The organism is Nonomuraea sp. KM88, from assembly GCF_052245635.1.
GTDB lineage: Bacteria > Actinomycetota > Actinomycetes > Streptosporangiales > Streptosporangiaceae > Nonomuraea.
The window spans coordinates 65,824-90,456 of record NZ_JBQQCC010000021.1 but is presented as its reverse complement, the minus strand read 5'-3'; the positions used below and the strand labels follow the sequence as shown (position 1 = coordinate 90,456).

The 24,633-nt window shown below is 71.0% G+C and carries 24 protein-coding genes; 12 read left to right on the top strand and 12 right to left on the bottom strand.

Features of this window, described 5'->3' with window-relative positions; genetic code table 11:
• The first annotated feature begins 124 nt into the window (after positions 1-124).
• Positions 125-1,468 (top strand): serine hydroxymethyltransferase, encoded by a 1,344-nt coding sequence (glyA, locus tag ACTWPV_RS41675; RefSeq protein ID WP_443156053.1) that lies wholly within the window; start codon positions 125-127, stop codon positions 1,466-1,468.
• Positions 1,465-2,634 carry an acetamidase/formamidase family protein gene (locus ACTWPV_RS41670; RefSeq protein ID WP_443156006.1) on the top strand — a complete coding sequence of 390 codons (1,170 nt, stop codon included), beginning with the start codon at positions 1,465-1,467 and terminating at the stop codon, positions 2,632-2,634. The genes glyA and ACTWPV_RS41670 overlap by 4 nt, the downstream gene beginning before the upstream one ends.
• A 31-nt stretch (positions 2,635-2,665) precedes the next feature.
• On the opposite strand, the gene ACTWPV_RS41665 is transcribed toward ACTWPV_RS41670, so the two are convergent.
• From ACTWPV_RS41665 to ACTWPV_RS41650, 4 genes are all read right to left on the bottom strand, one after another.
• Complete coding sequence (locus ACTWPV_RS41665) at positions 2,666-3,616, bottom strand: serine hydrolase domain-containing protein (RefSeq protein ID WP_443156005.1); 951 nt, start codon at positions 3,614-3,616, stop codon at positions 2,666-2,668.
• Positions 3,617-3,736: 120 nt separating this feature from the next.
• Positions 3,737-4,096 (bottom strand): hypothetical protein, encoded by a 360-nt coding sequence (locus ACTWPV_RS41660; protein ID WP_443156004.1) that lies wholly within the window; start codon positions 4,094-4,096, stop codon positions 3,737-3,739.
• Positions 4,097-4,209: 113 nt separating this feature from the next.
• Positions 4,210-5,649: an MFS transporter gene (locus tag ACTWPV_RS41655; protein ID WP_443156003.1), complete on the bottom strand. Its 1,440-nt coding sequence runs from the start codon at positions 5,647-5,649 to the stop codon at positions 4,210-4,212.
• Between the two features lie 42 nt (positions 5,650-5,691).
• A complete protein-coding gene (locus ACTWPV_RS41650) occupies positions 5,692-6,402 on the bottom strand; it encodes a class I SAM-dependent methyltransferase (protein ID WP_443156002.1) in 711 nt (236 codons plus the stop codon).
• Between the two features lie 126 nt (positions 6,403-6,528).
• Here ACTWPV_RS41650 and ACTWPV_RS41645 point away from each other — a divergent pair, with 126 nt between their 5' ends.
• Positions 6,529-7,908 (top strand): LCP family protein, encoded by a 1,380-nt coding sequence (locus tag ACTWPV_RS41645; protein WP_443156001.1) that lies wholly within the window; start codon positions 6,529-6,531, stop codon positions 7,906-7,908.
• On the opposite strand, the gene ACTWPV_RS41640 is transcribed toward ACTWPV_RS41645, so the two are convergent.
• Positions 7,905-8,384: a tetratricopeptide repeat protein gene (locus tag ACTWPV_RS41640; protein ID WP_443156000.1), complete on the bottom strand. Its 480-nt coding sequence runs from the start codon at positions 8,382-8,384 to the stop codon at positions 7,905-7,907. The two genes, ACTWPV_RS41645 and ACTWPV_RS41640, sit on opposite strands and share 4 nt — an antisense overlap.
• Positions 8,385-8,451: 67 nt before the next feature.
• Between ACTWPV_RS41640 and ACTWPV_RS41635 the strand changes: the two genes are divergently transcribed.
• Both ACTWPV_RS41635 and ACTWPV_RS41630 read left to right on the top strand, forming a co-directional pair.
• Positions 8,452-9,381: a nucleotide-binding protein gene (locus ACTWPV_RS41635; RefSeq protein ID WP_443155999.1), complete on the top strand. Its 930-nt coding sequence runs from the start codon at positions 8,452-8,454 to the stop codon at positions 9,379-9,381.
• A gap of 86 nt (positions 9,382-9,467) precedes the next feature.
• A complete protein-coding gene (locus ACTWPV_RS41630) occupies positions 9,468-9,854 on the top strand; it encodes an SCO5389 family protein (RefSeq protein WP_132606396.1) in 387 nt (128 codons plus the stop codon).
• Positions 9,855-9,884: 30 nt separating this feature from the next.
• On the opposite strand, the gene ACTWPV_RS41625 is transcribed toward ACTWPV_RS41630, so the two are convergent.
• The 3 genes from ACTWPV_RS41625 to ACTWPV_RS41615 all read right to left on the bottom strand — a co-directional run bounded on the left by ACTWPV_RS41625 (position 9,885) and on the right by ACTWPV_RS41615 (position 12,698).
• On the bottom strand, positions 9,885-10,865 hold the full coding sequence (locus ACTWPV_RS41625) for an LLM class flavin-dependent oxidoreductase (protein ID WP_443155998.1): 981 nt from the start codon (positions 10,863-10,865) through the stop codon (positions 9,885-9,887).
• A 76-nt stretch (positions 10,866-10,941) separates the two neighbouring features.
• A complete protein-coding gene (locus tag ACTWPV_RS41620) occupies positions 10,942-11,613 on the bottom strand; it encodes a ribonuclease HII (protein ID WP_443155997.1) in 672 nt (223 codons plus the stop codon).
• A 62-nt stretch (positions 11,614-11,675) separates the two neighbouring features.
• On the bottom strand, positions 11,676-12,698 hold the full coding sequence (locus ACTWPV_RS41615) for a LysR family transcriptional regulator (RefSeq protein WP_347623018.1): 1,023 nt from the start codon (positions 12,696-12,698) through the stop codon (positions 11,676-11,678).
• 79 nt (positions 12,699-12,777) lie between these two features.
• Here ACTWPV_RS41615 and ACTWPV_RS41610 point away from each other — a divergent pair, with 79 nt between their 5' ends.
• Both ACTWPV_RS41610 and ACTWPV_RS41605 read left to right on the top strand, forming a co-directional pair.
• Positions 12,778-14,052 (top strand): pyridoxal phosphate-dependent aminotransferase, encoded by a 1,275-nt coding sequence (locus ACTWPV_RS41610; RefSeq protein ID WP_347647586.1) that lies wholly within the window; start codon positions 12,778-12,780, stop codon positions 14,050-14,052.
• Positions 14,053-14,526: 474 nt separating this feature from the next.
• On the top strand, positions 14,527-17,622 hold the full coding sequence (locus ACTWPV_RS41605) for an AfsR/SARP family transcriptional regulator (RefSeq protein ID WP_443155996.1): 3,096 nt from the start codon (positions 14,527-14,529) through the stop codon (positions 17,620-17,622).
• A 273-nt stretch (positions 17,623-17,895) separates the two neighbouring features.
• Here ACTWPV_RS41605 and ACTWPV_RS41600 read toward each other — a convergent pair whose 3' ends face one another.
• Positions 17,896-19,293 (bottom strand): DUF7059 domain-containing protein, encoded by a 1,398-nt coding sequence (locus ACTWPV_RS41600; RefSeq protein WP_443155995.1) that lies wholly within the window; start codon positions 19,291-19,293, stop codon positions 17,896-17,898.
• 151 nt (positions 19,294-19,444) lie between these two features.
• Between ACTWPV_RS41600 and ACTWPV_RS41595 the strand changes: the two genes are divergently transcribed.
• Entirely contained in the window at positions 19,445-19,777 is a 333-nt protein-coding gene (locus tag ACTWPV_RS41595) for a hypothetical protein (protein ID WP_443155994.1), read from the top strand.
• Here ACTWPV_RS41595 and ACTWPV_RS41590 read toward each other — a convergent pair.
• Both ACTWPV_RS41590 and ACTWPV_RS41585 read right to left on the bottom strand, forming a co-directional pair.
• Positions 19,725-20,321, bottom strand: coding sequence for a TetR/AcrR family transcriptional regulator (locus ACTWPV_RS41590; protein ID WP_347647582.1), 597 nt, complete (start codon positions 20,319-20,321; stop codon positions 19,725-19,727). The genes ACTWPV_RS41595 and ACTWPV_RS41590 overlap by 53 nt on opposite strands.
• A gap of 26 nt (positions 20,322-20,347) precedes the next feature.
• Positions 20,348-20,833 carry a GNAT family N-acetyltransferase gene (locus ACTWPV_RS41585; protein ID WP_347647581.1) on the bottom strand — a complete coding sequence of 162 codons (486 nt, stop codon included), beginning with the start codon at positions 20,831-20,833 and terminating at the stop codon, positions 20,348-20,350.
• 59 nt (positions 20,834-20,892) lie between these two features.
• Here ACTWPV_RS41585 and ACTWPV_RS41580 point away from each other — a divergent pair, with 59 nt between their 5' ends.
• The 4 genes from ACTWPV_RS41580 to ACTWPV_RS41565 all read left to right on the top strand — a co-directional run bounded on the left by ACTWPV_RS41580 (position 20,893) and on the right by ACTWPV_RS41565 (position 24,261).
• Positions 20,893-21,372, top strand: coding sequence for a winged helix-turn-helix transcriptional regulator (locus ACTWPV_RS41580; RefSeq protein ID WP_347647580.1), 480 nt, complete (start codon positions 20,893-20,895; stop codon positions 21,370-21,372).
• Between the two features lie 47 nt (positions 21,373-21,419).
• Positions 21,420-22,229: an SURF1 family cytochrome oxidase biogenesis protein gene (locus ACTWPV_RS41575; RefSeq protein WP_443155993.1), complete on the top strand. Its 810-nt coding sequence runs from the start codon at positions 21,420-21,422 to the stop codon at positions 22,227-22,229.
• Positions 22,230-22,238: 9 nt separating this feature from the next.
• Positions 22,239-22,973, top strand: coding sequence for a tyrosine-protein phosphatase (locus tag ACTWPV_RS41570; protein WP_443155992.1), 735 nt, complete (start codon positions 22,239-22,241; stop codon positions 22,971-22,973).
• A 91-nt stretch (positions 22,974-23,064) separates the two neighbouring features.
• Positions 23,065-24,261, top strand: coding sequence for an amidohydrolase family protein (locus ACTWPV_RS41565; RefSeq protein ID WP_347647577.1), 1,197 nt, complete (start codon positions 23,065-23,067; stop codon positions 24,259-24,261).
• Here the strand turns inward: ACTWPV_RS41565 and ACTWPV_RS41560 are convergent.
• Positions 24,258-24,614: a YkvA family protein gene (locus ACTWPV_RS41560; RefSeq protein ID WP_443155991.1), complete on the bottom strand. Its 357-nt coding sequence runs from the start codon at positions 24,612-24,614 to the stop codon at positions 24,258-24,260. The genes ACTWPV_RS41565 and ACTWPV_RS41560 overlap by 4 nt on opposite strands.
• Positions 24,615-24,633 lie beyond the last annotated feature (19 nt).

The window sequence follows — 24,633 nt, the reverse complement described above, 5'->3', positions numbered from 1 at the left end:
CCCGTTCTTGCGACAAATGTAGAAGCCGGGGTGGGCGCGGTCTCGTCGCTGATCCGATGCGCCCGCCGCCGGCCTCCGCCTACCGTCGAAGCACGGAAGTCCTGAACCCGGAGATGACACCGTGATGCGTGCCGGCTTTCCCCGCCCATGGGTTTCCACCGCAACCGAGCGGCTGACGCGCGAGGTCGCAGGCCGCCTGGCCGGGCAGCCGCCCGCCGCCACGCTCGAAGAGATCACCCGGCTGGCGTTGTGGAACAAGCGCATCCACGGCGTCGAGGCGGTCAATCTGAACCCGGCGACTAACGTCATGAATCCCCACGCCGAGGCCCTGTTGTCGGCCGGGCTCGGCTCGCGTGCCTCGCTCGGCCATCCGGGCGAGAAGTACGAGACAGGGCTGGAGGCCGTCGAGCGGATCGAGATCATCGCCGCCGAGCTTGCCGCGCAGGTCTTCGACGCGGACTTCGCCGAGGTCCGCGTCGGGTCTGGCGCCCTGGCCAACCTGTACGCCTTCATGGCGGTCTGCCGTCCCGGCGACACGATCATCGCCCCACCCGCGAGCATCGGCGGCCACGTCACCCACCACGCCGAAGGAGCCGCCGGTCTGTACGGGCTCACCACCGTCCCCGCTCCCGCCGCCCACGACGGCTACACGGTGGACCTGCCCGCGCTGCGCGAGCTGGCCGTACGCCTGCGCCCCGCGCTGATCACCATCGGCGGGAGCCTCAACCTCTTCCCGCACCCGATCGCCGCCGTCCGCGAGATCGCCGACTCCGTCGGAGCGCGCGTGCTCTGCGACGCCGCCCACATGTGCGGCCTGATCGCCGGTCGCCTCTGGCCGAACCCGCTGCGCGAGGGCGCGCACGTGGTCACGATGAGCACCTACAAGAGCCTCGGCGGGCCGCCGGGCGGGCTGATCGTCACCGATGACGAGGAACTGGCGGGACGCCTGGACGCCATCGCCTACCCGGGCCTGACGGCGAACTCCGACGCGGGCCGCATCGCCGCGCTGGCGGTCACGATGCTCGACTGGAAGGCCGAGGGGTTCGCCTATGCGCGGGCGATGGTGGCGAACGCGGCCAGGCTCGCGGCCGAGTTGCAGGCGCTGAACGTGCCGGTGTTCGCCGCGGAACGTGGCGGGACGAGCTCGCACCAATTCGCGCTGCCGGCCCACTCGTACGGCGGCGGGCAGCGCGCCGCACGCCGGCTGCGCGCCGCCAACCTGCTCGCATGTGGCATCGGTCTGCCGATGGAGCCGGTGGCCGGCGACATGAACGGCCTGCGGCTCGGCACCCCGGAGATCACCCGCATCGGCATGGACGAGGACGACATGCCCGTGCTGGCCGCGTTCCTCGCCCGCGCCCTGGAGCCGAGCGCGACGCCGGCCGCGCTCGCGGCCGAGGTCACCGCCTGGCGCGCGCCGTTCACCGGCGTGCGCTTCACCGCCACCCCCGATCAGGGAGGAACATGAACGTCGAGCCCTTCTCCCGCTTCAGCGACCGCTACCTGGACGTGCCCCGCGTCACCTGCCAGGTCGGAATCCCACTGGCGGCCCAGCCCGAGATCGGGCACAACCGATGGCACCCCGAGATTCCACCGGCCGTGGCGGTGGATCCGGGCGGCGAGGTGATCCTGGAGTCGGCCGCCTACGACGACTACCAGATCCACGACAACGGCAGCCTGGACGAGCTGCGGCGTGTCGACCTGTCCCGCATGCACCCGCTGACCGGGCCGGTCCACGTCAAGGGCGCGCGGCCCGGCGATGTGCTGGTGGCTGAGGTGATGGGCGTCGAGCCGCTGAGCGGCATCGCCTTCTCCAACATCTTGCCCGGTACGCCAGGCCTGCTCGGCGAGATCTTTCCCGATGGCTATCGCTCGACCTGGCACGCCCGCGGCGGCATGGCCGAGTCGCCCGAGGTGCCCGGCGTCAGGATCCCCGCCCAGCCGCACGTCGGAACCATCGGGGTGGCGCCGTCCTTCGAGCTCATGCGCCTGTGGCACGAGCGGGAGCAGCCGCTGTACGCCGACGGCCGGGCCTTCGCCCCCGACCCGCGCAACGCGCTGCTGCGCGGCCTCGGGGAGCAGGCCCAGCGGGTGGCGGCCCGCACCCAGCCACCGCGGGAGAACGGGGGCAACATGGACATCAACCGGCTCGGGCCGGGAGCCAAGATCTACTTCCCCGTCTTCGTGGAGGGGGCGCTGCTGTCGCTTGGAGACCACCACCTGTCGGCGGGGGACGGCGAGTGCAATTTCAACGCCATGGAGATGGACGGCCGGACGTGGTTGCGGCTGCACCTGATCAAGGACGGCATGGCCCGCCACCGCATCACCACGCCGCTCGTCCAGCCCACGCCGCTGGTCGCCCACTTCGGCGCCGACCGCTACCTCGGTTTCAACGGCTTCTGCTGCAACGGCACGGAACAGGGCTACCAGGACGCGACCTTCGCCGCGCAGGAAGCGATGCGCCGGGCCGTGGACTACCTCATGGGGCTGGGATACAGCGGTGAGCAGGCGTACGTGATTCTCAGCGTCGCACCCGTCGAGATCCGCATCAGCTGCATCGTCACGATCCCGAACCCGACGGTGACGCTCTACCTCCCGATCGACATCTTCGACCGGGACATCCTGCCCCGCTGAGCCCGGCGGGTCATGCCCGTTCCCTGCCCCCTCACCTGCCGAGCACGGCGTCGAGCACGGTCGTGGCGCTGACCATGTCCCGGTCGTACTCGCCGGCCGTCACCGCCACGACCAGGTCCTCCTCCGGCACCGCGAGCAGTCGCTGGCCGCCGTTGCCGATGCCCTCGTACTGGCGGCGCTCGCCGGTGCCGATGTACCACTGGTAGCCGTAGCGGAACTCGCCCTCGATCACGACCCGGGGCGTGAGCATTTCCGTGATCCACCCGCCGGGCACGATGTCGCGGCCGCCGTCGAGCACCAGCCGGCCGACGGCGGCCAGGTCGAGCGGGCGCAACCGCAGCCCGGCCGCGGCCATGGCCAGCCCGTCGTCGCCCTTGGACCAGTGGAAGTCGCCGATGCCGAGCGGCCGGAACAGCGCGGTCTCGGCGTACTCCTCCAGCGGCTTGCCCGTGCCGCGCGCGATGACGCCCCCGAGCAGCGCCGTCGCGCCCCCGCAGTACAGCCACCGCCTTCCGGCCTCCTCGACGACGGGCCGCTCCAGCACGTAGCGATACCGGTCGGGCGCCAGCTCCATGGCGATCTCGCTGTTGGCCGGGGACGTGTAGGGGGCGTCCTCGTTCCATTCGAGGCCGAGGGTCATGGTGAGCGCGTGCTCAATGGTGAGGTGCGCCCGCTCGGGATCGGCCACCAGATCCGGATATTCGGCGAACTGCCGCACCAGCCCCTCGCCGGGCTCCGGCACCAGCCCTTCACCCAGCGCGATCCCGTACAGCAGCCCCACGACGCTCTTGGACACCGAGCGCACGTCGTGCAGCGTGTCCCGGTCGAACACGACGTGCCCCAGGTCCTCGCCGAGCCGGTGATCCGGCCCGGCTCCGTAACGTTCGAGGACGACCTCCCCGCCCCGCATCACCACGAGACCGTGGAAGTTGGGCGCCTTGCCCGCGCGCAGGACCTCGTCGACCCGCTCAGCCATCGCCATGGTATGTCTCCCTGAAGTCGGCACATACTGGCATACCGCCTCACACGGTGTCAGGCACAAGAAGGACGATTCACGGCTCCGGGCATCGCCGCCCCCGCGGTGGGTCAGACACGGCGGGTTTCAGCAGGCGCCGACCCACGTGACCGAGTTGATGTTGACGCTCTTCTTCTTGGTGAATTTCTTGATCGTCGTGCCGTCGCCAGGCGGATGCAGGCATCCGGTCTTCTTCGCCTCGCCGAAATAGTGGTAGGTGAAGCGGATGTGGTCGGCGCCGGCGACTCTATACCCGTTGTTCCTGATCCACGACGACCCTCCGTCGAAGGTGTGGGTGTGGCTGATGTTCCCGCTGTACTGCCAGAGGGGGTACCTGGGGGGATCGTAAATGCAGAAATTTCCTCTCTTGCACCTGTCGACGGGGATGTCGGCGGCCGAGGCCGCCTGGGCGGGGGCGGCTGCCGTTGCCAGGGTCAGAAAGGCCACGGCGCCGAGTGTGCTGACGGTTTTCTTGATGTTTTCGACCATGGCCACCGTTCTACAGAACAGCGATTTCATTCGGCTTTACGCGGCCTAAACCGATCGGCGGCGGGCGGAAATCAGGCGGCCTTGGTCACCTCGGCCGCGGAGAGCGGCGTCGCGATGTCCTCCAGCCCCTTTCGTTCGGCCTTGACCCCCAGGAACAGCTCCACCAACCCTCCGGCGATCATCACCAGCGCGCCGATGGCGAACGCGAGCGCCGTGTCCCCCGGCACGCCGCTCTCGACCAGGTTGGCGAAGACCAGCGGCCCGGCGATGCCGCCGCAGGCGGTGCCGACCGCGAAGAAGAACGCGATCGCCATCGCCCTGGTCTCCATCGGGAAGATCTCGCTGACGGTCAGGTACGCCGAACTCGCCCCCGCCGAGGCCACGAAGAGCACCACCGACCAGCAGGCGGTCAGCGTCACCGCGGTGAGAGCCCCCTGGGCGAACAGCCAGGCGGTGCCGAGCAGCAGCAGCCCCGACCCGATGTACGTCGCCGAGATCATCGGAATTCGGCCCACGGTGTCGAAGAGGTGGCCGAGCAGCAACGGGCCGAGGAAGTTGCCGACCGCGATCACGGCGAAGTAGTAGCCGGTGCTCGTGGTGATGCCGAAGAAGGTGGACAGGATCTGGGCGTACCCGAAGGTGATGGCGTTGTAGAGGAACGCCTGCCCGACGAAGAGCGACAGGCCGAGTACGGTCCGCCTGGGATAGAGCGCGACCATGGTGTGCGCGATGCGGACGAACCCGATGGACTTGCGCTGGTGGATGGTCATCGACCGCGACGGCTCCGGCAGCTCCTCGCCGACCTGGTGCTCGACGTCCTCGACGATCCTCTCCGCCTCGTCGCCCCTGCCGTGGATGAACAGCCAGCGCGGGCTCTCCGGCACGTGCCGGCGGACGAGCAGGATCGCCAGGCCCAGCACCACGCCGAGACCGAACGCGACGCGCCAGCCGATGTTCACCGGGAGGTCGTTCAGCAGCGGCACGGTCAGCAGGGCCCCGCCGGCCGCGCCGAGCCAGTAGCTGCCGTTGATGATGATGTCGATGCGGCCGCGGTGCCGGCTCGGGATGAGCTCGTCGATGGCCGAGTTGATGGCGGCGTACTCGCCTCCGATGCCGAAACCCGTCACGAACCTGAACAGGAAGAACCACCACACGCTGAACGAGAACGCGGTCAGCAGCGTCGCCGCCAGGTAGACCAGCAGCGTGATGATGAACAACTTCTTCCTGCCGAACCTGTCGGTCAGCCAGCCGAAGAACAGCGCCCCCGAGCAGGCCCCCGCCACGTAGAGCGCCGCGGCCGTGCCCGCCACCTGCGCCTGGGTGATGTCCAGGCCGCTGCCCGGCTTGGCGAGCTGCGCGGAGAGGTTGCCGACGATGGTGACCTCGAGCCCGTCGAGGATCCACACGGTGCCCAGGCCGATGACGATCATCCAGTGCCAGCGTGACCACGGCAGCCGGTCCAGCCGCGCGGGCACCTTCGTGGTGATGGTGCCGGTTTCCACGTCGCTCATAAGGTCATCTCGATACCCGGCGAGCGAACGGCAAACGTTTCCCTATGCGGCGGGGCTTCTGGCCTCGAGGATCTCCGTGCGGGACCACGGCCCGCCGTACCAGAACCGCCAGCCGGCGTCGCGCCGCTGTACGTCGACGACGCCGAGCGAGCGCAGCGTGTCCTCGTACGCGCGGGTGTGGTGCGGGTCGGCGATCAACATCAGCCCGCCGGGCCGCAACACCCGCAGCGCCTCGCGCACGGCCTGTTCGCGCCCGCCGGGGCGCGCGATGGTGTGGATGGCCTGGTCGGTGACGACCACGTCGAACGCGCCGTCCTCGAACGGCAGGTCACGCAGGTCGCCCACCACCAGCGACACCCGGTCGGCGACGCCCTCCCGCTCGGCGTTCGCCCTGGCCCGCGGCGCTTCCTTGGAGCGCTGGTCGAGGCCGGTCGCGTGGCCCCCGTCCAGCCGCCGTGCGGCCAGCGTGAGGACGGCGCCGCGCCCGCAGCCCAGATCCAGCAGGCGCTCGCCGCCCTCCAGGCGGTCCAGCTCCGCCGCCCAGACGGCCGGCTTGCCGCGCCGCGTCGTGTAGAGGTGGCTGCCCGCGCTGGCCAGCGTGTAGGTGCCGCCGAGCAGGAAGGCGACCCCCGCCTCGGGGACGTCGTACACGAACGACAACACCGTGAGCGCCGCCAGCATGATCACTCCGAGGAGCAGACCCGCCAGCGCCCAGGGTGCGTCGAACCCGTATCTACCGTGTCGCTTGCCCACATTCACGTTATATCTCAAGCTGGTCTTGACCGGGAATTGACCGGACCCCGCCCTGACGCACCATCACAGCGCATTGCTCATTACTAGGGTGACCTGGATGGGCACACATTGGGGGTTTGACCAGGCATGACGGAGAGAGAACGAGGATTCGGCCTGGGAGCGAGCATCGCCCTGACCATGGGCGCGGCGATGTTGTGGGGAGTGGCACACCTGGCGGTCGAGCGCCGCCGGTCCGGTCTGGCACTCATGGCGGCGTACGTGCTGATGCTGGCCGGCGTGCTCACCGTCTTCACCGCGTACAGCGCCAACCTCCTGTCTCTGGCCGTCCAGCCCCGCTGGCTGACCGTGCTCACCGTAGCGCTGGTGGCGATCGCCCTGGCCTGGACCGGCGTGATCGTCTGGTCGTTCGTCCTCGTACGCCCCCCGCGCACGGACCGGATCGGCCGCTTCCTGACCACGACGCTGACCGTCGCCCTCTGTGCTCTCATCCTGGCTCCCACCGCCTACGCCGCCAGGATCGCCTACCTGTCGCGGGACGTCGTGAACACGTTGTTCCCGTCCAGCGCCGACAGCACGCCCATCATGGCCCATGATCCGTGGAACGGCGCGGCGCGCGTGCAGTTCCTGCTCATCGGCGGCGACTCGGCGCCCGGCAGGCCCGGCGTGCGCACCGACAGCATGACCGTGGCCAGCGTGGACACCACGACCGGCGCCACCACGCTGTTCGGCCTGCCGCGCAACCTCCAGCGCGTGCCGCTCCCCCACGGCCCGGCCGGCAGCCGCTTCCCGTTCGGCTTCACCGGCGCAGGCCCCGACACGCCCGGCCTGCTCAACGAGATCTTCCAGTACGCCGAGGAGCACCCGGACATGGTGCCGGGCGTGCCGAAGGGCGAGCGCGGCCCCACCCTGCTCAAGCAGACGATCAGCGGCATCATCGGCCTTCCCGTGCAGTATCACGTCCTGGTCGACATGAAGGGCTTCGCGGAGCTCGTCGACGCCATGGGCGGCGTACGGGTCACCATCAAGGACCCCATCGTGTACGGCCGCAACCGCGAGGGCCTGCTGCCGCCCGGCACGCGCAGGCTGTCCGGCGAGGAGGCCCTGTGGTACGGCCGCTCGCGCACCGACAGCGACGACTATGTCCGCATGGGTCGGCAGAAGTGCCTGCTCAACGCGGTCGTCAAGCAGGCCGAGCCGATGACCGTAATCAACAGTTTCGAGCGGCTGGCCGCGGCCGCCAAGCGGACCATCTCCACCGACCTGCCCCAGGACCTCCTGCCGGCCGTCGTGGACCTGTCGCAGAAGGTGAAGAACGCCAGGATCCGCAGCCTCAGCTTCGTGCCGCCGCTGATCGACACGGCGAACCCCGACTGGCGCCTCATCCGCGACAAAGTCTCCGACGCCCTGAGGGAGCGCCCGTCCACCAGGACCGTGCCGACGCGCGAGAAGCCGCCCGCGACGCCGAAGCCGGACAGCCCGATCAACCTCGACGCCACCTGCGGTTAGACCGTCTCGTCCAGGTGGTCGGCGTAGTAGGCGATGGCGCGGGCGTACCCGCCGGCCCGGTCTGACCCGGCGACCACCTGGAGCAGCGTCGTGACCGCCTCGGCGGAGCGCCCGGCGTTGTGCAGCGCCATCGCCATGAACGTGCGCAACGCCCCGTCGCCGGGGAATTCCTTCAGCCCTCGCTCGAACGTCTCCAGCGCCTCGGCGTGCCTGCCGAGCACCCGCAGGGTGCTGCCGTACCCCGTGAAGGCGCCCAGCCGGTCGGCGTCGCTCAGCCCCTCGCCCGCCAGCGCGCGTTCGTAGTAGGGGACCGCCTCGGCCTCCAACCCGAGCGCGTCGTGCGCCCACGCCGCCTGGTAGGCCACCTCGGCGTCGTCAGGGTGCCGCCGGGCCAGCTCGACGAGGAGCTGCCGGGCCTGCTCGCCCTGGCCTTCCTCACGCAGGCATACGGCGCGTGCCAAATCGTCGTTCCGCATGGAGCGAGTGTGGCATGATGAGGCTCGACAGAAACGGTAACGATTTTCATCCCCAAGAGGAGGCGCCGTGAGAGTGGCGTTCGTCGGAAAGGGCGGCAGCGGCAAGACGACGATGTCGGCGCTGTTCGCGAGGCATGTGGCGAGCCAGGGCGGCCCCGTGGTCGCCATCGACGCCGACATCAACCAGCACCTCGCCCTCGTGCTCGGCCTCGACCGGCAGCCCGAGCCGCTCGGCGCCCACCTCACCGAGATCAAGGAGCGCCTGCGCGGCGCCAACCCGCGCATCCCCTCGGCCGAGTCCATGGTCAAGACCACCCCGCCTGGCCGCGGATCCACGCTGCTGAGCTTCGACGACCTCGCCGCCGACCCGCTCGGGCTCACCACACCCGACGGCCTGCGCCTGCTCGCGACCGGCCCGTTCAGCGAGGACGATCTCGGCGTGGCCTGCTACCACTCGAAGGTCGGCGCGGTCGAGCTGCTGCTCAACCACCTGGTCGACGGCGCCGGCTCCTACGTCGTGGTCGACATGACCGCCGGCGCCGACTCCTTCGCCTCCGGCCTGTTCACCCGGTTCGACCTGACGTTCCTCGTGGCCGAGCCGACCAGGCAGGGCGTGAGCGTCTACCGGCAATATCGCGACTACGCCGCCCAGTACGACGTGGCGCTCGCCGTGGTCGGCAACAAGGTGCACGGCGAGTCCGACGTCGAGTTCCTGCGCGAGCACGTGGGTGACGATCTGCTCACCTGGATGGAGCACTCATCAGCCGTCCGCGCCATGGAGCAGGGCCGCCACTTCACGCTCGACGACCTCGAGCCGGCCAACGCCGACGCGCTCGCCCTGCTCCGCAAAACCCTCGATGAGCAGGAGAAAGACTGGGAGCGCTTCGGCCGGCAGACCGTGGAGTTCCACCTGCGCAACGCCCGCGCGTGGGGCAACGAGCGCACCGGCACCGACCTGGCCGAGCAGATAGATCCGGGCTTCGTCTACGGGCCCTGATCACACGACTGTCCCCCTCCAGGCATCTGGAGGCTCCCCCCATCCCCGCCTAGCGTCACATTTGATCCCTTTCGAGAGGAGACAGCATGTCGCTGACCGTTCCGAACGATCTGCTCGACCAGGCCAGGGCCGGTGACGTGGACGACGCGGCCTTCGTCGCGTGCGTCCGCGACTCGCTGCCGTACGCGTGGTCGCTGATCAGCGACCTGGCGAGCCGGCGCGAGCAGACCGGGGCCGAGTTCGCGGACAACACGGTGCCACCGCCGTCCGAGGAGGCCCGCGGCCAGCTCCTGCGCTGCCTGGCGAGCGACGCGATGCGCGGTGCGCTGGAGCGCCACTTCGGGGTCCGCCTGGCCTTCCAGAACTGCCACCGGGTCGCCGTCTTCGACCCGACGGCCACGAAGGCCCTGCACGAGTTCGTCACTCCGCGCGCCCAGATCCTCAACCAGAAGCCGGAGCTGGTGGACTGCTGATCCCTCCCGGTGACCCGGCACCCCGCCGGGTCACCGGGGCAGCAGCGGCAGCACCTCGTCGCCGAAGCGCCTGATGTTCTCCAGCGTCCGGCGATGCTCCCCCAGACCCTCCACCATCAGGATGAAGTGCTCAATTCCGGTCCTCTCCGCGGTGCGCAGCAGGGTCTCCGCACAGTGTCCGGCCGACCCGACCGGATGGATGCGCGTCAGCAGATCCGCATATGCCGGGATGTCTCGTGAAGGGCGCGGCCGGCCGTCCACCGGCACATAGCCCGCCAGCCCCGGCCCCAGCCACCGCGGCAACGACTCCCCGAGTTCCCGCACCGCCTGGGCCGTCGAGTCCGCCACGTACGCGACCCCCGCCGCCACGTGCCCGGCCGCCGTCCCCCCGCGCGCAGCGTAGTCCGCGACCAGCGCCGCCTTCTCCGCGTCCCCGATGTGCATGCCGAGCAACATGGGCAGGCCGCGCGCCGCCGCCAGCCCCACCGTCGGCTCCGAGGTGCACGCGACGACCGGCCGCAGCACCGCCTCCGGCACCACCCCGACCTCCCTGAACCGGAAGAACTCCCCGCCGGCCGCCACCCGGCCACAGGAAAGGGCGTCGAGCAGCACGTCCAGCGACTCCCCGAAGCCCCGCTCGAACCGTTCGGCCCCCGTGCCGAACACCTCCAGGTCCACCCACGGCCCGCCCCTGCCCACGCCCAGCGTGAACCGCCCGCGGGAAAGATGGTGCAACATCGCCGCCTGCTCGGCCAACGCCACGGGATGCTGCGTGGACAACACGCTCACGGCCGTGCCCAGCCCGATGCGCGTGGTCCTGCCGGCGGCGACCGCCGCCAGGGTGGTCGCCGACGGGCACACGCCGTAGGACATGAAATGGTGCTCGGCGATCCACGCGTCGTCGAACCCCGCCTCCTCCGCCGCCACGACCAGCTCGACGGCGTCGGACAGCACGCGCCCGGCTTCCTGGCCGGGAAACTGCGCCGCGATCAGAAAAATGCCGATTCGCACCTGATCCATCATGGCGGTCATCCGGAGAGAGCCGCCACCCGGAAGGCCTCACTCCCAGCGAGCCCGCTGCGCCCGCTCACCCGAAGAGCGTCGCCTGCCCCTCCCCCGCCAGCGGATCACGGTGCTGCTTCAGATGCCGCCACTGCGGCAGATCGTCCAGGTAGGACCACGAAAGACGATGGTGCGGGGTGGGCCCCAGCCGGGCGAGGGCCTCCTGGTGCGGCGGCGACGGGTAGCCGGCGTTCTCGGCGAAACCGTACTCGTCGCAGCCGATCGTCCCCATGTAGGCGTCGCGCCGCACCTTGGCCAGCACGGACGCCGCCGCGACCGAGATGCTCGCGGCGTCCCCCTTGATCTCCAGCCGCACCGGCCAGGGCGGGCCGATGTAGTCGTGCTTGCCGTCGAGGATCACCGCGTCGGGGCGTACGGGCAGCGCCTCCAGCGCCCGGCGGGCGGCCCTGCGCAGGGCCTGCGTCATGCCGAGCCTGTCGATCTCCTCGTGGGTGGCCTCGCCGTAGCCCACTCCGGCCGCCCACGCGGCCAGCTCGGCGGCGAGCGGCGCACGCCTGGCGGCGGAGACCTGCTTGGAGTCCGTCAGGCCCGCCGGCGGCTCGGACAGGTCGGTGACCACGGCGCAGACGGTGACCGGTCCCGCCCACGCGCCCCTGCCCACCTCGTCGACGCCCGCGACCGTGCGGACGCTGTGCTGGAAGAGCAGGAGGTGCTCGATGTCGTACGTCGGCGCCATGGACGCAGACGCTATCGCCTCCACGACCGGCCGGGGGGCGGTCGTGGCCGAAGCCCGGCGCCTCACTCGCCGAACGACCGGCCGACCACGTCCTTGGTCGAGCGGACCGGCCCGTCGGGCCAGTCGGCGAGCATGTCGTCCTCGGGGCGCCGCCGCTCCGCCGGGCGTACCGGCTCGAGGTCGGCCGCGATGTAGCGGGCGGCCACGTGGATGGCCCGCAGCGTCACCGACACCGACGGCCGGTTGACGCTGGAGCTTCTGGCGACGGCGTGCACGTCGCGGCCCACCGGGTTGCCGGGGAACTGCCGCACGGCCAGCCCTCGCACCCCGGCGGCCAGCGCCAGCGCGGGCACGGCGGCGATGCCGATGCCCTTGGCGACGAGCGACAGGATGGTCCCCAGCCCTTCGAACTCCCACGGCGTCGGCCGGGTGCCGCCCACGTCCACCAGCAGGCGGTCCACGGCCAGCCGCGACGGCTCGCCGTCGGGCGTGGCCATCCACGCCTCGTCCCGCAGCTCGCGCAGGTCCAGCGGCACCTCCGGGTCGGCCAGGCGGTGCTTGCGCGGCACGACGAGCACGAGGGGGTCGCGCAGCAGGGGGAACACCCGCAGGCTGTCGCTGTCACGTACCCGGCCGTACCAGTCGTCCACGAGCGCGATGTCCACCTCGCCCGACTGCACCTCGCGCAGCCCGCGCCCCGACCGGCTCTGCCCCAGCCGCAGCGTGAGCTCCGTGTGGCGGCGCAACGAGCGCGCGAGCGCGGGCGCGAACGCCACCGCCGCCGTCGGGAACGCGGTGACGACCACCCGTCCCGCCGGTTTGCCCGCGTGCGCGGACAGGTCGGACTCGGCCTCCTCGACCATGGACAGGATGCGCTCCGCGTGCATGACGAGCCGGCGGCCCGCGTCGGTGAGCTCGGCGCTGCGCGCGGTCCTGTCGATCAGCGCCGTGCCGGTCTCGCGTTCGAGCGCGACGAGTTGTTGCGAGACGGCCGAAGGACTGTACCCCAGCGACTCGGCAGTCGCCGAGATACTTCCTCGGCGTGCGAACTCGCAGATCAGCACCAAACGTCGCAATTCCAGCATCAGACTTCCTTATGCCTACCCACGAAAAGCCTCGCTTGTCCTGATGCCTGTTGGCAACCACCCTGGGAACGTGACAAACATGACGGTAACTCTGTCCGCCACTCTGGCGGCGAATGAGGACATCGAACGAAGACGACGCGCCGGGGAACGTGTGCTGCACCTGGCCTTCGGTGAGGCCGGTCTGCCCGTCCACCCGGCGCTGCGCGAGAGGCTGGCCGCCGCATCGGAGCACAACGGCTACGGACCGGTCGCGGGGGCGCCCGGACTGCGGGTCGCGGCGGCGGGCTACTGGACACGACGGGGGCTCATCACCGACCCCGAGCTGATCGTCTGCGGACCTGGCAGCAAGTCACTGCTGTACGGCCTGCTCCTGGCTATCGGCGGAGACATCGTCTTGCCCATGCCCAGCTGGGTCAGCTACGCCGCGCAGGCCGATCTCGTGGGCTCACGCCCCATCCTGGTGCCCGCACCTCCAGGAGAGGGCGGAGTGCCCGACCCCGACCTGGTGGCCGCCCAGGTGCGGCTGGCCAGGGCGCAGGGCAGGACGGTGCGCTCGGTGCTGGTCACGCTGCCCGACAACCCGACGGGACGACTGGCCACGCCGGCGACCGTGGGCCGCCTGGTGGAGGTCGCCCGCGAGCTCGACCTGATGATCATCTCGGACGAGATCTACCGCGACCTGCTGCACGACCCCGCCCTGCCGTACACCTCCCCGGCCGACCTCGCACCCGAGCGCACGATCGTCACCACCGGCCTCAGCAAGAGCCTGGCCCTGGGCGGCTGGCGGATCGGCGTCGCCCGGCTCCCCGACGACGGTCACGCACTGCGGGCCCGCCTGCTCGCGGTGGCCAGCGAGATCTGGTCGGCGCCCGCAGCACCCGTACAGGAGGCCGCGGCCTACGCCTTCAGCGATCCACGCGAGCTGACCGAGCGCATCACCCGCAGCCGCCGGCTGCACGGCCTGGTCGCGCGGGCCGTGCGTGACAGGTTCCTGGAAATCGGCGCCGACGTGCCCGCCCCGCAGGGCGGCTTCTACCTCTACCCCGACCTCAGCCACCTGAGACTCGGCGGCTCCGCCGAGATCACCAAACTTCTGCTGGAGAACCACGGCATCGGCGTCCTGCCGGGGCACGCCTTCGGCGACGACCCCGCCGCGGCCCGGATGCGCGTGGCGGTGAGCCTGCTCTACGGCGAGTCCGCGCAGGAGCGGCTGACCGCTCTGACCAGCCCCGACCCGCTCCAGCTCCCGTGGATCGCGGCCAACCTCAACCATCTGTCGATGGGACTGAAAGAGCTCTCGCTCGTACGCTCCGCGCAGGCGCCCGCGCTCGTACCCGCCCCCTGCAGCGGTTAGGCGATCCTCTTCCCGACAGCCCCATAAATCCCGTGAGCCGGTTGCCCCACCCCCCACAAAGGGTCGTCATCCTGCGGAGACACCCCGTCCGCAGCCGCCGGCGAAAGAGTTTCCCGCGTATGAACACCCGCTCATCGTGTGCCCATGCCCGCTCCGGGCTCCTGGCGGATCGCCATGAGGCCGGCAGCGGCGGAGGCGTCCTGATCATCCGTCCGTCACGGCCCCGCCCGAACTTTCTGGGCGGGGCCGGTATTTTTGCCTGCCTGCCGGCGCTCTGTATGACACGCCCCCGCGTGTGCTCGGTGCCGATCTGAGTGTCATACCCAGCCGGCCACCAGCATCCAGGGGCGAGCTCAACGCCTGATCAACGGCGGATCAACGGCCCGGTGAACGATCAGCCGGCATCTAGGTGACGAGCAACGATGGATCTATCATTCGGTAGCAAATCGTTCCATTGGCTTGGAGACAGACGGCATGGCTGGTCAGAGCGTTCCAGGCGAGCTGCGGTTCGCCGTGCTCGGTCCTGTCCGCGCGTGGCGTGATGGCCGGGAACTCGACCTCGGCACCCCGCTCCAGCGTTCCATTCTCGGCATGCTGCTGCTGCGGGAAGGGCACGCGGTCACCCCCAACGAGATGATCGACGCGGTCTGGGGTGAGGACGCGCCGCCGCGGGCCCTGGGCGCCCTGCGCACCTACGTCTCCAGGCTCCGTACGGTGCTCGAACCCGACCGGCCCGCCCGCTCCCGCCCGGAGCTGCTGACGTCGATCGGCAGGGGCTACGCGCTGCGGCTGGCCGGCGACGCGCTCGACCTGACCCGCTTCGAACGCGGCATCCGCGAGGCCGAGTCCGCGCGCAAGGCGGGCAGGCTGTCCGAGGCCGCCAGGGCGCTGCGGGCGGCGCTGTCGTTGTTCGAGGGCGAGCCGCTGGCCGGGGCCGTCGGGCCGTACGCCGAGCACCAGCGCGACCGGCTGGTCGAGCGCCGCATCAGCGTGGTCGAGACGCTCATGGACGTCGACCTGGAGCTGGGCAACCACGCGAAGGTCGTCTCCGAGCTGATCGCGCTGACCGCCGACCACCCGCTGCGCGAGCGGCTGCGGGCCCAGCTCATGCTCGCCTACTACCGCTGCGGCCGGCAGGGTGACGCGCTCAACGTGTTCACCGAGACGCGCGAGGCGCTCGTCGACGAGCTGGGCATCGAGCCCGGCCCCGAGCTGACCGCGCTGCACCAGCGCATCCTGGCCGCCGACCCCACCCTGGCCGCCGCGCCCGTCCCCGACGACGAGGCGTACGCCGCAGAGCCGCGGGACGAAGAGGAGCCGCAGGCGCTCGACCTGCCGCGCCCGGCGCAACTGCCCGCCGCCGTCAGCGACTTCACCGGCCGCAAGGAGATCGCGGTACGCCTGCGCACGATGGTGTCGGCCGGCTCGCCCGCCCAGTCGTCGCCCGAGGGCGTGCCGGTGGTCGCTATCTCCGGCATCGGCGGCGTCGGCAAGACAGCGCTGGCCGTGCACGTCGCCCACCAGGTCGACGAGGTCTTCCCCGACGGCCAGCTCTACGCCGACCTGCGCGGCTACTCCGGCGAGGCCACCGCGCCCGAGTCGGCGCTCGGAGCCTTCCTGCGCGCGCTCGGCGTCCCGCCGGACGTCATCCCGGAGGGCCTCGCGGAACGCTCCGCCCTCTACCGGTCGATCCTCGCCGAGCGCCGCATCCTCGTGCTGCTCGACAACGCCCGCGACGCAGAGCAGGTCAGCCCGTTGCTGCCCGGCTCCGCGGGGTGCGCGGCCGTCGTCACCAGCCGGGGCAAGCTGGCCGACCTGCCGTCGGCGCGGCTGGTCGACCTCGACGTGATGGAGCCGGACGAGGCCCTGGCGTTGTTCACCGCCGTGGCCGGGGCCGAGCGCGTCTCGGCCGAGCGCGGCGCGGCCATGGACGTGGTGGCCGCCTGCGGGTTCCTGCCGCTGGCGGTGCGGATCGTGGCCGCCAGGCTGGCCGCGCGCCCGTCGTGGACGGTCGCCTCGCTGGTGCCCAGGCTGGCCGACGAGCAGCGCCGCCTCGACGAGCTGCGGGTGGGCAACCTGGCCGTCGAGGCCACGTTCGCGCTCGGCTACGGGCAGCTGGACGCCCCGCAGGCCCGCGCGTTCCGGCTGCTCGCGCTGCCCAACGGCCCCGACATCTCCTTGGGGGCCGCGGCGGCCGTGCTGTCGATGAGCGCGTTCGAGGCCGAGGAGGTGCTGGAGTCGCTCGTGGACGCCAGCCTGCTGGAGGCGCCCGCGCCGGGCCGCTACCGCTTCCACGACCTGCTCAAGCTGTTCGCCAGGCGGGAGCTGGAGAAGACGGAGCGGCCCCAGGCCAGGACGATGACGCTGCGCCGGCTGCTGGGCTTCTACCTGGCCTCCGCCCAGTCCGCGCACCGGCTGGCGTACGAGGGCAGCATGATCTCGGCCAACCTGGTCGTGGTGGGGAGCGGGCGCACGTTCACGAGCGTGGACGAGGCCGTGGCGTGGCTGATCGCCGAGGGCGACTCGTTGTTCGCCGCCATCAACCAGGCCGCCGCGTCCGCGCGTGCCGCCGAGCACCTCCTGCCCGCCGCCGACCTGCTGGTGGCGATGGAGCCGCTGCTGGAGTCGGGCACGCACACGCGCGAGTTCGACCAGAGCACGCGGGCGGTGCTGGCGGCCGCGCTGGCCATGGACGACACCGCGGGCGAGCTGCGTGCCCGTTACGTGCTCGGCCGGGTGTTGTTCGCGGGCAACCGGCTGAGGGCGGCCGAGGAGCACTTCAGGCGCGTGGACGAGCTGTCGCGCGAGCGCGGCGAGATGGTCGTCACCGGTGAGGTGCTGAACGCCCTGGCCGTCGTGGTCGGCAGGCAGCGCCGCCACACGGAGGCGCTGTCCTTGTTCGACTCCGCGATGCGCTTCTACCGCGAGAACGGCGTGCCGGCCGGCGAGGCCCTGGTGCTCAGCTACTCGGCCCGCGACCACCTGGGCCTGGGCCGCCCTGACGACGCGATCGCGGCCGCGGAGAAGGGCCTGGCCATCTTCACCGAGATCGGCAGCGGCGCCGGCACCGCACGCGCCCGCTACCACCTCGGCATCGTGCTCTCCCGGGTCGGCCGGCTCACCGAGGCCGTGCACCACCACGCCGAGTGCCTGGCCTTCTTCCGGGCCAGCAGGCAACGGGTCTGGGAGCAGCGCGTGTGCTCCAGGCTGGCCGAGACCTTCATCGCCGCCGAGCGTTACCCCGAGGCCGTGCGCCACGCCGAGCAGGCCCTCGTGGTCTCCCGCGAGATCGGCCACCCCTACGGCGAGGCGCTCTCGCTCACCGTCCTCGGCAAGGCGCTGCGCGGCCTCGATCACGGGCCCGGCAGCGTGGGGAGGAGTCTCGACTGCCTACGGCAGGCCTTCGAGATCTTCTCCCGGCTCGGCGCTCCCGAGGCCGGCGATCTCAAGGTCCTGCTCGACGGCGCCCCCACCGACGAGCCCGCCGGCATCTCCACTGGCATCTCCACTGGAGCCCCCACTGGCGAGCCCGTCGCCGGGACCGACGGCGAGACCGTCGTCGAGTCCTGAGTACAGCTCGTCGTCCAGACGTGTCATCCACACATGGTTGATCAAGGCTGTCCTTCGGGAGTCACGATGTGCTCGTGATCGACTGAAGTTCGGCCCGGCCGGTCATCCTTCGCCGCCACGCGTCGCTAGGGGGCCCGGTCATCGGGATGCTCCGCGAGGCGGCAGCCGCCTCACATAGACGACCGGCCGGACCTGACACGGCCCTCGAACCCCCCAAGGCCGTGCCTGGCCTCGAGCCTCCACCCGCGGTGTCAACGTCCGATCAATGCCGGATCAAAGCAGGAAGTATCCCTCGGCGATGAGGGGCCTGACCGCGTCGGCGTTGGGGATCTCGCCGTCGCCGACCAGCTCGGCGATCACGTTGAGCAGCGGCCCGAGCGCCAGCTCGCCGTCGCAGACGCCGGCCAGCGCGGCCTCCACCGTGCCGACCTCCCTGGTGCGGCGCAGCCCCTGCGTCTGCCGCAGCACGATGCGGATCGGGTCTTCCGCGCCCGGCAGGCCGATCCGCTCGTCGAGCAGGCCTTCGACGGTACGCGGCCGCGCGGCGTCGAGGTCGCCGGCCCGGTGGGCGGCCGCGACGGCGTCGATCACCGAGTCGACGTAGTCGCCGACCGGAAGGCTGACCTGGTGGGTGAGCTGCTCCACGCGCACGACCGGGTCGAGCGTGCCCGAGTTGCGCATCGTGATCCAGCCGAATCCGATGGCCTCGACCTTGCGCTCCTCGAACCAGGACAACCAGCGGTCGTAGTGTTCCGCGTAGCTCCTGGTGCCCTGCTCGGCGGCGTCCCTGAGCCAGAGCTCGACATATTCGGCGGGGTCCTGCACGTCGCGCTGCGCCACCCAGGCGTCGCAGCCGGTCTCGCGCAGCCAGCCGCCGACGCGGTCGTGCCAGTCCTCGCCCTCGACGTGCAGCCAGTTGGCCAGGAAGTGGGCCTGTCCGCCGGGGCTGAGATGGCGGGGCGTCCCGCGGAGCAGGTCGCGGCAGAAGCCGTCGCCTTCGGCGCCCGACTCGCGGTAGGTCAGCCTCCCCTCCGGGCCGATCACGAACGGCGGATTGCTCACGACGAGGTCGAACAACTCGTCCTCGACCGGCTCGAACATCGACCCGGTGCGCGCGTCCACCTTTGCGACGCCGGACAACTCCCAGCTCAGCCTGGCCAGCTCAAGGGCCCGCGGGTTGAGGTCGGTGGCCACGATGTGCTCGGCCCGCCCGTCCAGATGCAGCACCTGCACCCCGCACCCGGTGCCGAGGTCGAGCGCGCGCCCGACCGGGCGGCGGGTGACGAGCTGGGCCAGGTTGGCCGAGGCGCCGCCGGCCCCCACGACGTGGTCGGGCCGCAGCGCGGGATCGCCCGGCCGGACCTTGCGGTCGGAGACGAGGTAGCCGCCGGTCTCCCAGGGTTGCAGGTGGACCGTCGCGCGGACCTCGTCGCCGTCGGTCTCGACCAGCCCGGACCGCGTGACGGCGGGCGGGAGCGCGCTCGCAGGCACGGGAACGCCGAGCCACCACAACCTGATCAGCGTCGCCAGCGGATCACCGTCGGCGGTGGCGCGCAGCGCCGGGACCAGCTCCTCCCGGGACAGCGCGGAGGCGGCCATCGCGCCGAGGCGCTCGCGTACGCCGTCGATCGTGTAACCGGTCTCCAGGAGGTGATCACGCAGTCGTTCCACAAGTCCATCCTTTCATCGCGGACTCCTACGCATGATCCGATACCGAGAGTGTTCATACTGTTACCGATCCGCCCCGGCATTCTGCCTGCGCCGGTCATCCGGGACGCGATATGTCTAGAGAAGCCAGCGCGTCATCCGGAGGAGCGGACTCATGCTGATCCCCTGTTTGGCCTGCGATTCCCGGTTTGTTCCAGACGACTACTTCCGCGCCTGCTCCAGCTACCACCGCGGCATGGACCTGGTCTCGTGGACCTGCCCGCGCTGCGGCAACCGCGACGACCTGCGCGTGCTGCCGGGCGAGCTCGGATTCGGCTATCCGCATCAGGGCAGGTACGCCGTGCTCGCCCGCGTACGCGTGCCCGGCCTGCGCAGGCACCGCGGCGACCTGCGGCTCGACATCTCGCTCGGCAGGGGCAGCTGGAGGGTGCCCGCTATTCGGGTCGCTGGCGCAGGCTCTGCCAGGCCGCCTCGCCCAGTCCCCTGATCTCCTCGTCGGTCGGCGTGTGGGCGCCCGCGAACCACAGGCGGCACATCTCCTGTGCGGGCCCCAGCCACAACACGTAGCACATGGTCGGATGGACGGGCTGGAGCAGCCCGTTCTTCATGTGCGGGCGCCACCAGTCGGAGACCTTGCGGAAGAACGCGCGGCGCTCCTCGGCCACCTCGGCGCCGCCGGGCTCGTTCTTGCGGGGCGGCCGCTCGCTGACCAGCAACCTGGCCCGCTCGGGGTGCTCGCCCGCCCAGCGCATGTGGAAGGCCACCACGGCCTCGATGCCGTCGCGGGCGTCCTCGTGGCTGACCAGCTCGGCGAGGAAGGCGCTCTGGTAGGCCGTGAGGATCTCGGCGTACAGCACGCCGAAGACATGTTCCTTGCTGGCGAAGTGGTGGTAGAAGCTGCCGACGCTCACGCCGCTTTCCTCGCGAAGGCTGGCCAGCGTGGTGGCGGAGACCCCGTCCTGGCTGAACCGGCGGAGGGCACCCTCGATGATGCGGGTCCGGCCGTCGCGTCCGTTCTTGACACTCTTCACGCTGTCAATGGTGTGCCACCAGAACGTTATTCCGCAAATGGCCCGGCCTGATTGATCATAGCGGTCACCGCCACGGACCCGGAGGTGACCGTCATCTGGGCGTCCGGCCAGAGCCTGCGGATGAGCCTGAGCACCCGCCGGTTCTCGCCCAGGACGTCCATCGCCACGGTCTTCGCCCCGCGCACGGCGGCCCGCATCAGCAGCATGTCGACCAGCCGCGGGCCGAGCCCGAACCCCTGCCACCGGTCGGCCACCACCACGGCGATCTCCACGTCGCTGCACTCGCCCCGATAGCTCATGGCGTGGCCGACGATCTCCCCGTCGGCGGTGGTGGCGATGAGGGCGTCGCGGCGTTCGTCCACCGCGAGCAGCGCGCGCACCAGCCCGGCGGCGGGGCTGGCGACGCCGGTGAAGAAGCGGAGCGTCTGCGTGTGCAGCGACAAACCCGCCAGGAAGCGTCTGATCCGCTCCTCGTCGTCAGAGCAGGCCTGGCGGATCTGAGTTCCGTGCATGAACTCAGCCTGCCCTGTCGCTCCTGAGTCTGTCAATTGAACTCAGGTATGATAGGGAGATGAACGTGCCGTCTCGTATGGGTCTCCGAGCGGACAACTGCTCGATCGAGCGCACCCTGGACATCGTCGGGGAGAAGTGGACCTTCCTCGTGCTGCGCGAGGCGTTCAGCGGCGTGCGGCGCTTCGCCGACATGCAGGCGATCACCGGCGCCCCCCGCCAGGTGCTCAGCGCCCGCCTGGCCCGGCTGGTCGACGAGGGCCTGCTGCGCAAGGAGCCTTACCGCGAGCCCGGGCAGCGCCAGCGCGACGAATACCGGCTCACCGACAAGGGCCGCGACCTCTATCCGCTGATGGTCGCGCTCATGCACTGGGGCGACAAATACCTGACAGGCGAAGAAGGACCGCCCGTCCGGCTCACCCACCGCGGGTGCGGCGCCCCCGTCGAGCTGCAGTTCCGCTGCGAGGACGGCCACGAGGTGAGCGGCCCGCGCGAGGTCACGCCCGTCCCCGGCGAGAGCGCCGAACTCAGGAGCGCGTGAGCGGCCCGCCGCAGGTGGCGCCCCTCCTTGCGCCTAGTCTTGAGAGCGTGTACCGGTTCCTGCTGACGCCTCGATGGCTCGCGCTCCACGTGGTGGTGCTGCTGGTCATCCCCGCCTTCGTGTTCCTCGGGCGGTGGCAGTTCGGGCGGTTCGAAGAACGGTCCGCCAACAGCGAGCGGGTCACCGCCAACATCGAGGCCGCGCCCGTGCCGCTGGAGCGGCTGGCGGCCCCCGGCCGGCCGGTCCGCGAGGACAACCGGTTCAGGAAGGTGACGGTGGCGGGCACGTACGACCCGTCCCACGCCCTGGTCGTCCGCCGGCGCCCCCAGGAGGGCAGGCCCGGCTACTACGTCCTGACCCCGCTCGTCACCGGCCCCGGCACGGCGGTGATCGTCAACAGGGGCTGGGTCAAGGCGGGCGCCACCGCCGACACCCCGCCCGAGGTCCCGCCGCCTCCCGCCGGGCAGGTGACGGTCACCGGCCGGCTGCGCCCGGGCGAGACCGAGGAGTCCAGCGGCATCCGCGAGCGCTCAGGGCTGCCTCCTGGCCAGGTGCTGCTGATCGACGTCGACAGGATCGGGAAAGGGCTGCCGTACACGCTGGTGGGCGGCTACGTGGAGCTGACGGAACAGCAGCCGCGGCCGGCAGCGGCTCCCGCCCCGGTGCCGGAGCCCGACGTGGGCGCCGGCGGCGGGCTCAACCTGGCCTACGGCGTCCAGTGGTGGTTGTTCATCGGCATCGCCGTCGGCGGGTGGATCCTGCTGATCCGCCGCGAGGTGGCCGAGCGGAGGGCGGCGGCCGCGAAGGGCTCGGAGGGGGCGTCGCAGGCCGAGGAAGCGGAGAGCGCACCCCGCTAAGGTGGTGAAGTGCGGCATATCAAGTTCACCAACCTCTGCAATTTCCGCGACGTAGGCGGATATTTCACGAAAGATGGGCGTGTCGTCCGGTGGCAGCGGCTCTACCGGGCCGACTCCCTCGGCTGGCTGGCGGGCGACGATCTCACGACCTTCCGCGACCTGGGCGTACGCGCCGTCATCGACCTGCGGCACGCGTTCGAGATCGAGAGGTACGGCCGCGTACCCCAGTCCGACGGCCTGCTCTACCAGAACCTGCCCGTCGAGGGCCGCCGCTGGGACACCGCCACCACCTACGACGAGGAGATCGGCATCGAGCGTTACCTCGCCGACCGCTACCTGGAGGTGACCGAGGACGGCGTGGCGAACCTCAGGACCGCGCTGGAGACCATCGCGCGGGCCGACAACGCCCCCACCGTCATCCACTGCGCCGCCGGCAAGGACCGCACCGGCGTGCTCACCGCGCTGGTCCTGTCGCTGGCGGGGGTCGGCGAGGACGACATCGTGGCCGACTACGCGCTCACCGGGCTGGCCACCGACCGCTTCATCGCCGACTGGGGCAGGAGACACCCGGGCACTTCTCCGTGGCCCGGGTTCGGTCTGGCCCCCGCCGAGACCATGCGGCTCTTCCTGACCGACCTCGTGCACCGGCACGGCTCGGTCGAGGCGTACGCCGACCAGGTGCTCGGCCTGGCCCAGGACACCGTCGACGAGCTGCGCGACCACCTGTTGACGGAGGCGCCTTGACACGAGTCGGCTCCCGATGTGTTGATCTCGGAGACCCAACGGATACGTCGCAGCTTGTTCGACGTTATCCCCTCGTCGTACGGTTACGTGCGTGACTACGCCGCTGCTCCCCGACCCAGACCCGAGGCGGCGCGACTACGTGATCATCTCCGCCGACGATCACCTGATCGAGCCTCCCGACCTGTTCGATGACCGGTTGCCGGAGAAATACGCCGAAGTCGCGCCCAAGGTCGTGGAGACGGAGGCGGGTCACCAGGTCTGGCGCTACGGCGGGGCCACCTACCCGTGCGCCGGCATCGACGTCGGCGCGGGGCTGCCGCGCGAGCAGTGGACCCTCGACCCCGTCAGGTTCGACAGCATGCGCCCGGGCTGCCACGACATCGAGGCACGCATCAAGGACATGGACGTCGCGGGCATCTGGGCCGCGCTCTGCTTCCCCGGCATGCTGGCCGGCCAGTCGGGCATGCCGTTCGCCAGGACCCGCGACCAGGAGCTCGGCCTGGCCCTGGTCAAGGCGTGGAACGAGTGGCACATCGATGTCTGGGCCGGCACCTACCCCGAGCGCGTCATCGGCCTGCAGCTCCCGTGGCTGCCCGATCCCGACCTCGCCGCCAAGGAGATCCGCGCCAACGCCGCCAAGGGCTTCAAGGCCGTGGTGTTCCCCGAGTTCCCGACCAGGCTGCGGCTGCCGTCGATCCACTCCGGCCACTGGGATCCGTTCTTCGCGGCCTGCGAGGAGACCGGCACCGTCGTCGCCCTGCACACTGGCGACGCGTCGTGGTCGCCCGTGCCCTCCCCCGACACGCCCCTCGAGGCCATCACCACGCTGATGCCGACCAGCGCCATGTTCGCCTGCGCCGACTGGCTCTGGTCGGGGCTGCCGCTGCGCTTCCCCGCGCTGCGCATCCTCATCGTGGAGGGCGGCGTCGGGTGGCTGCCGATGCTGGCCGAGCGGGCCGACTACGCCCTCGACCACCCGGTCGCCGGTGAGGCGTCATGGGAGGGCGGGCTCAAGCCGAGCGAGGTGCTGCGCCGCAACTTCTTCTTCGGCACGCGCGACGACCACGCGCTGTCGGGAGTGCGGCTCGCCGTCGGCCTCGACCACGTGCTCCAGGAGAGCGGCTATCCCCACTCCGACTCGACCTGGCCCGACACCCAGAAGTCGGTCGCGCACAACCTCGGCACGCTGCCGCCCGCCGACATCGCACGGGTCGCGTACGGCAACGCGGCCCGCCTCTTCGGCCACCCGCTGCCGTCGCGCGCCTGGTTGCGGATGGAGGAGATCTAGGCCTGTTCGAGGCCCTCGACGCGGCCCTGGATGACGCTGCGCTCGTGCTGGACGTAGCGCCCGCTCTCGCCCAGCAAGGAGGCGAGCAGCCACAGGAAGACGCCGAAGTCGTCGGCGACGCCGATCAGCATGAGGAAGTCGGGCAGGACGTCGACCGGCGACAGGATGTAGACCACGCCGAGCGCGAGCAGGCCCAGCTTGCCCTTGCCCATGCCGTCGTACTGGCCGCGCATGACGGCGCCGATCATCCGCGGGATCGCGCGGACCCTGGTCATCAAGGCGGGGGACCCGGGTCTGGTCACCTCGCGATAGGTCCGCCACGCCGCCGCCGCGCGTGCTGCCTTTGCCATCATGACAACCCCCTACCCGTGG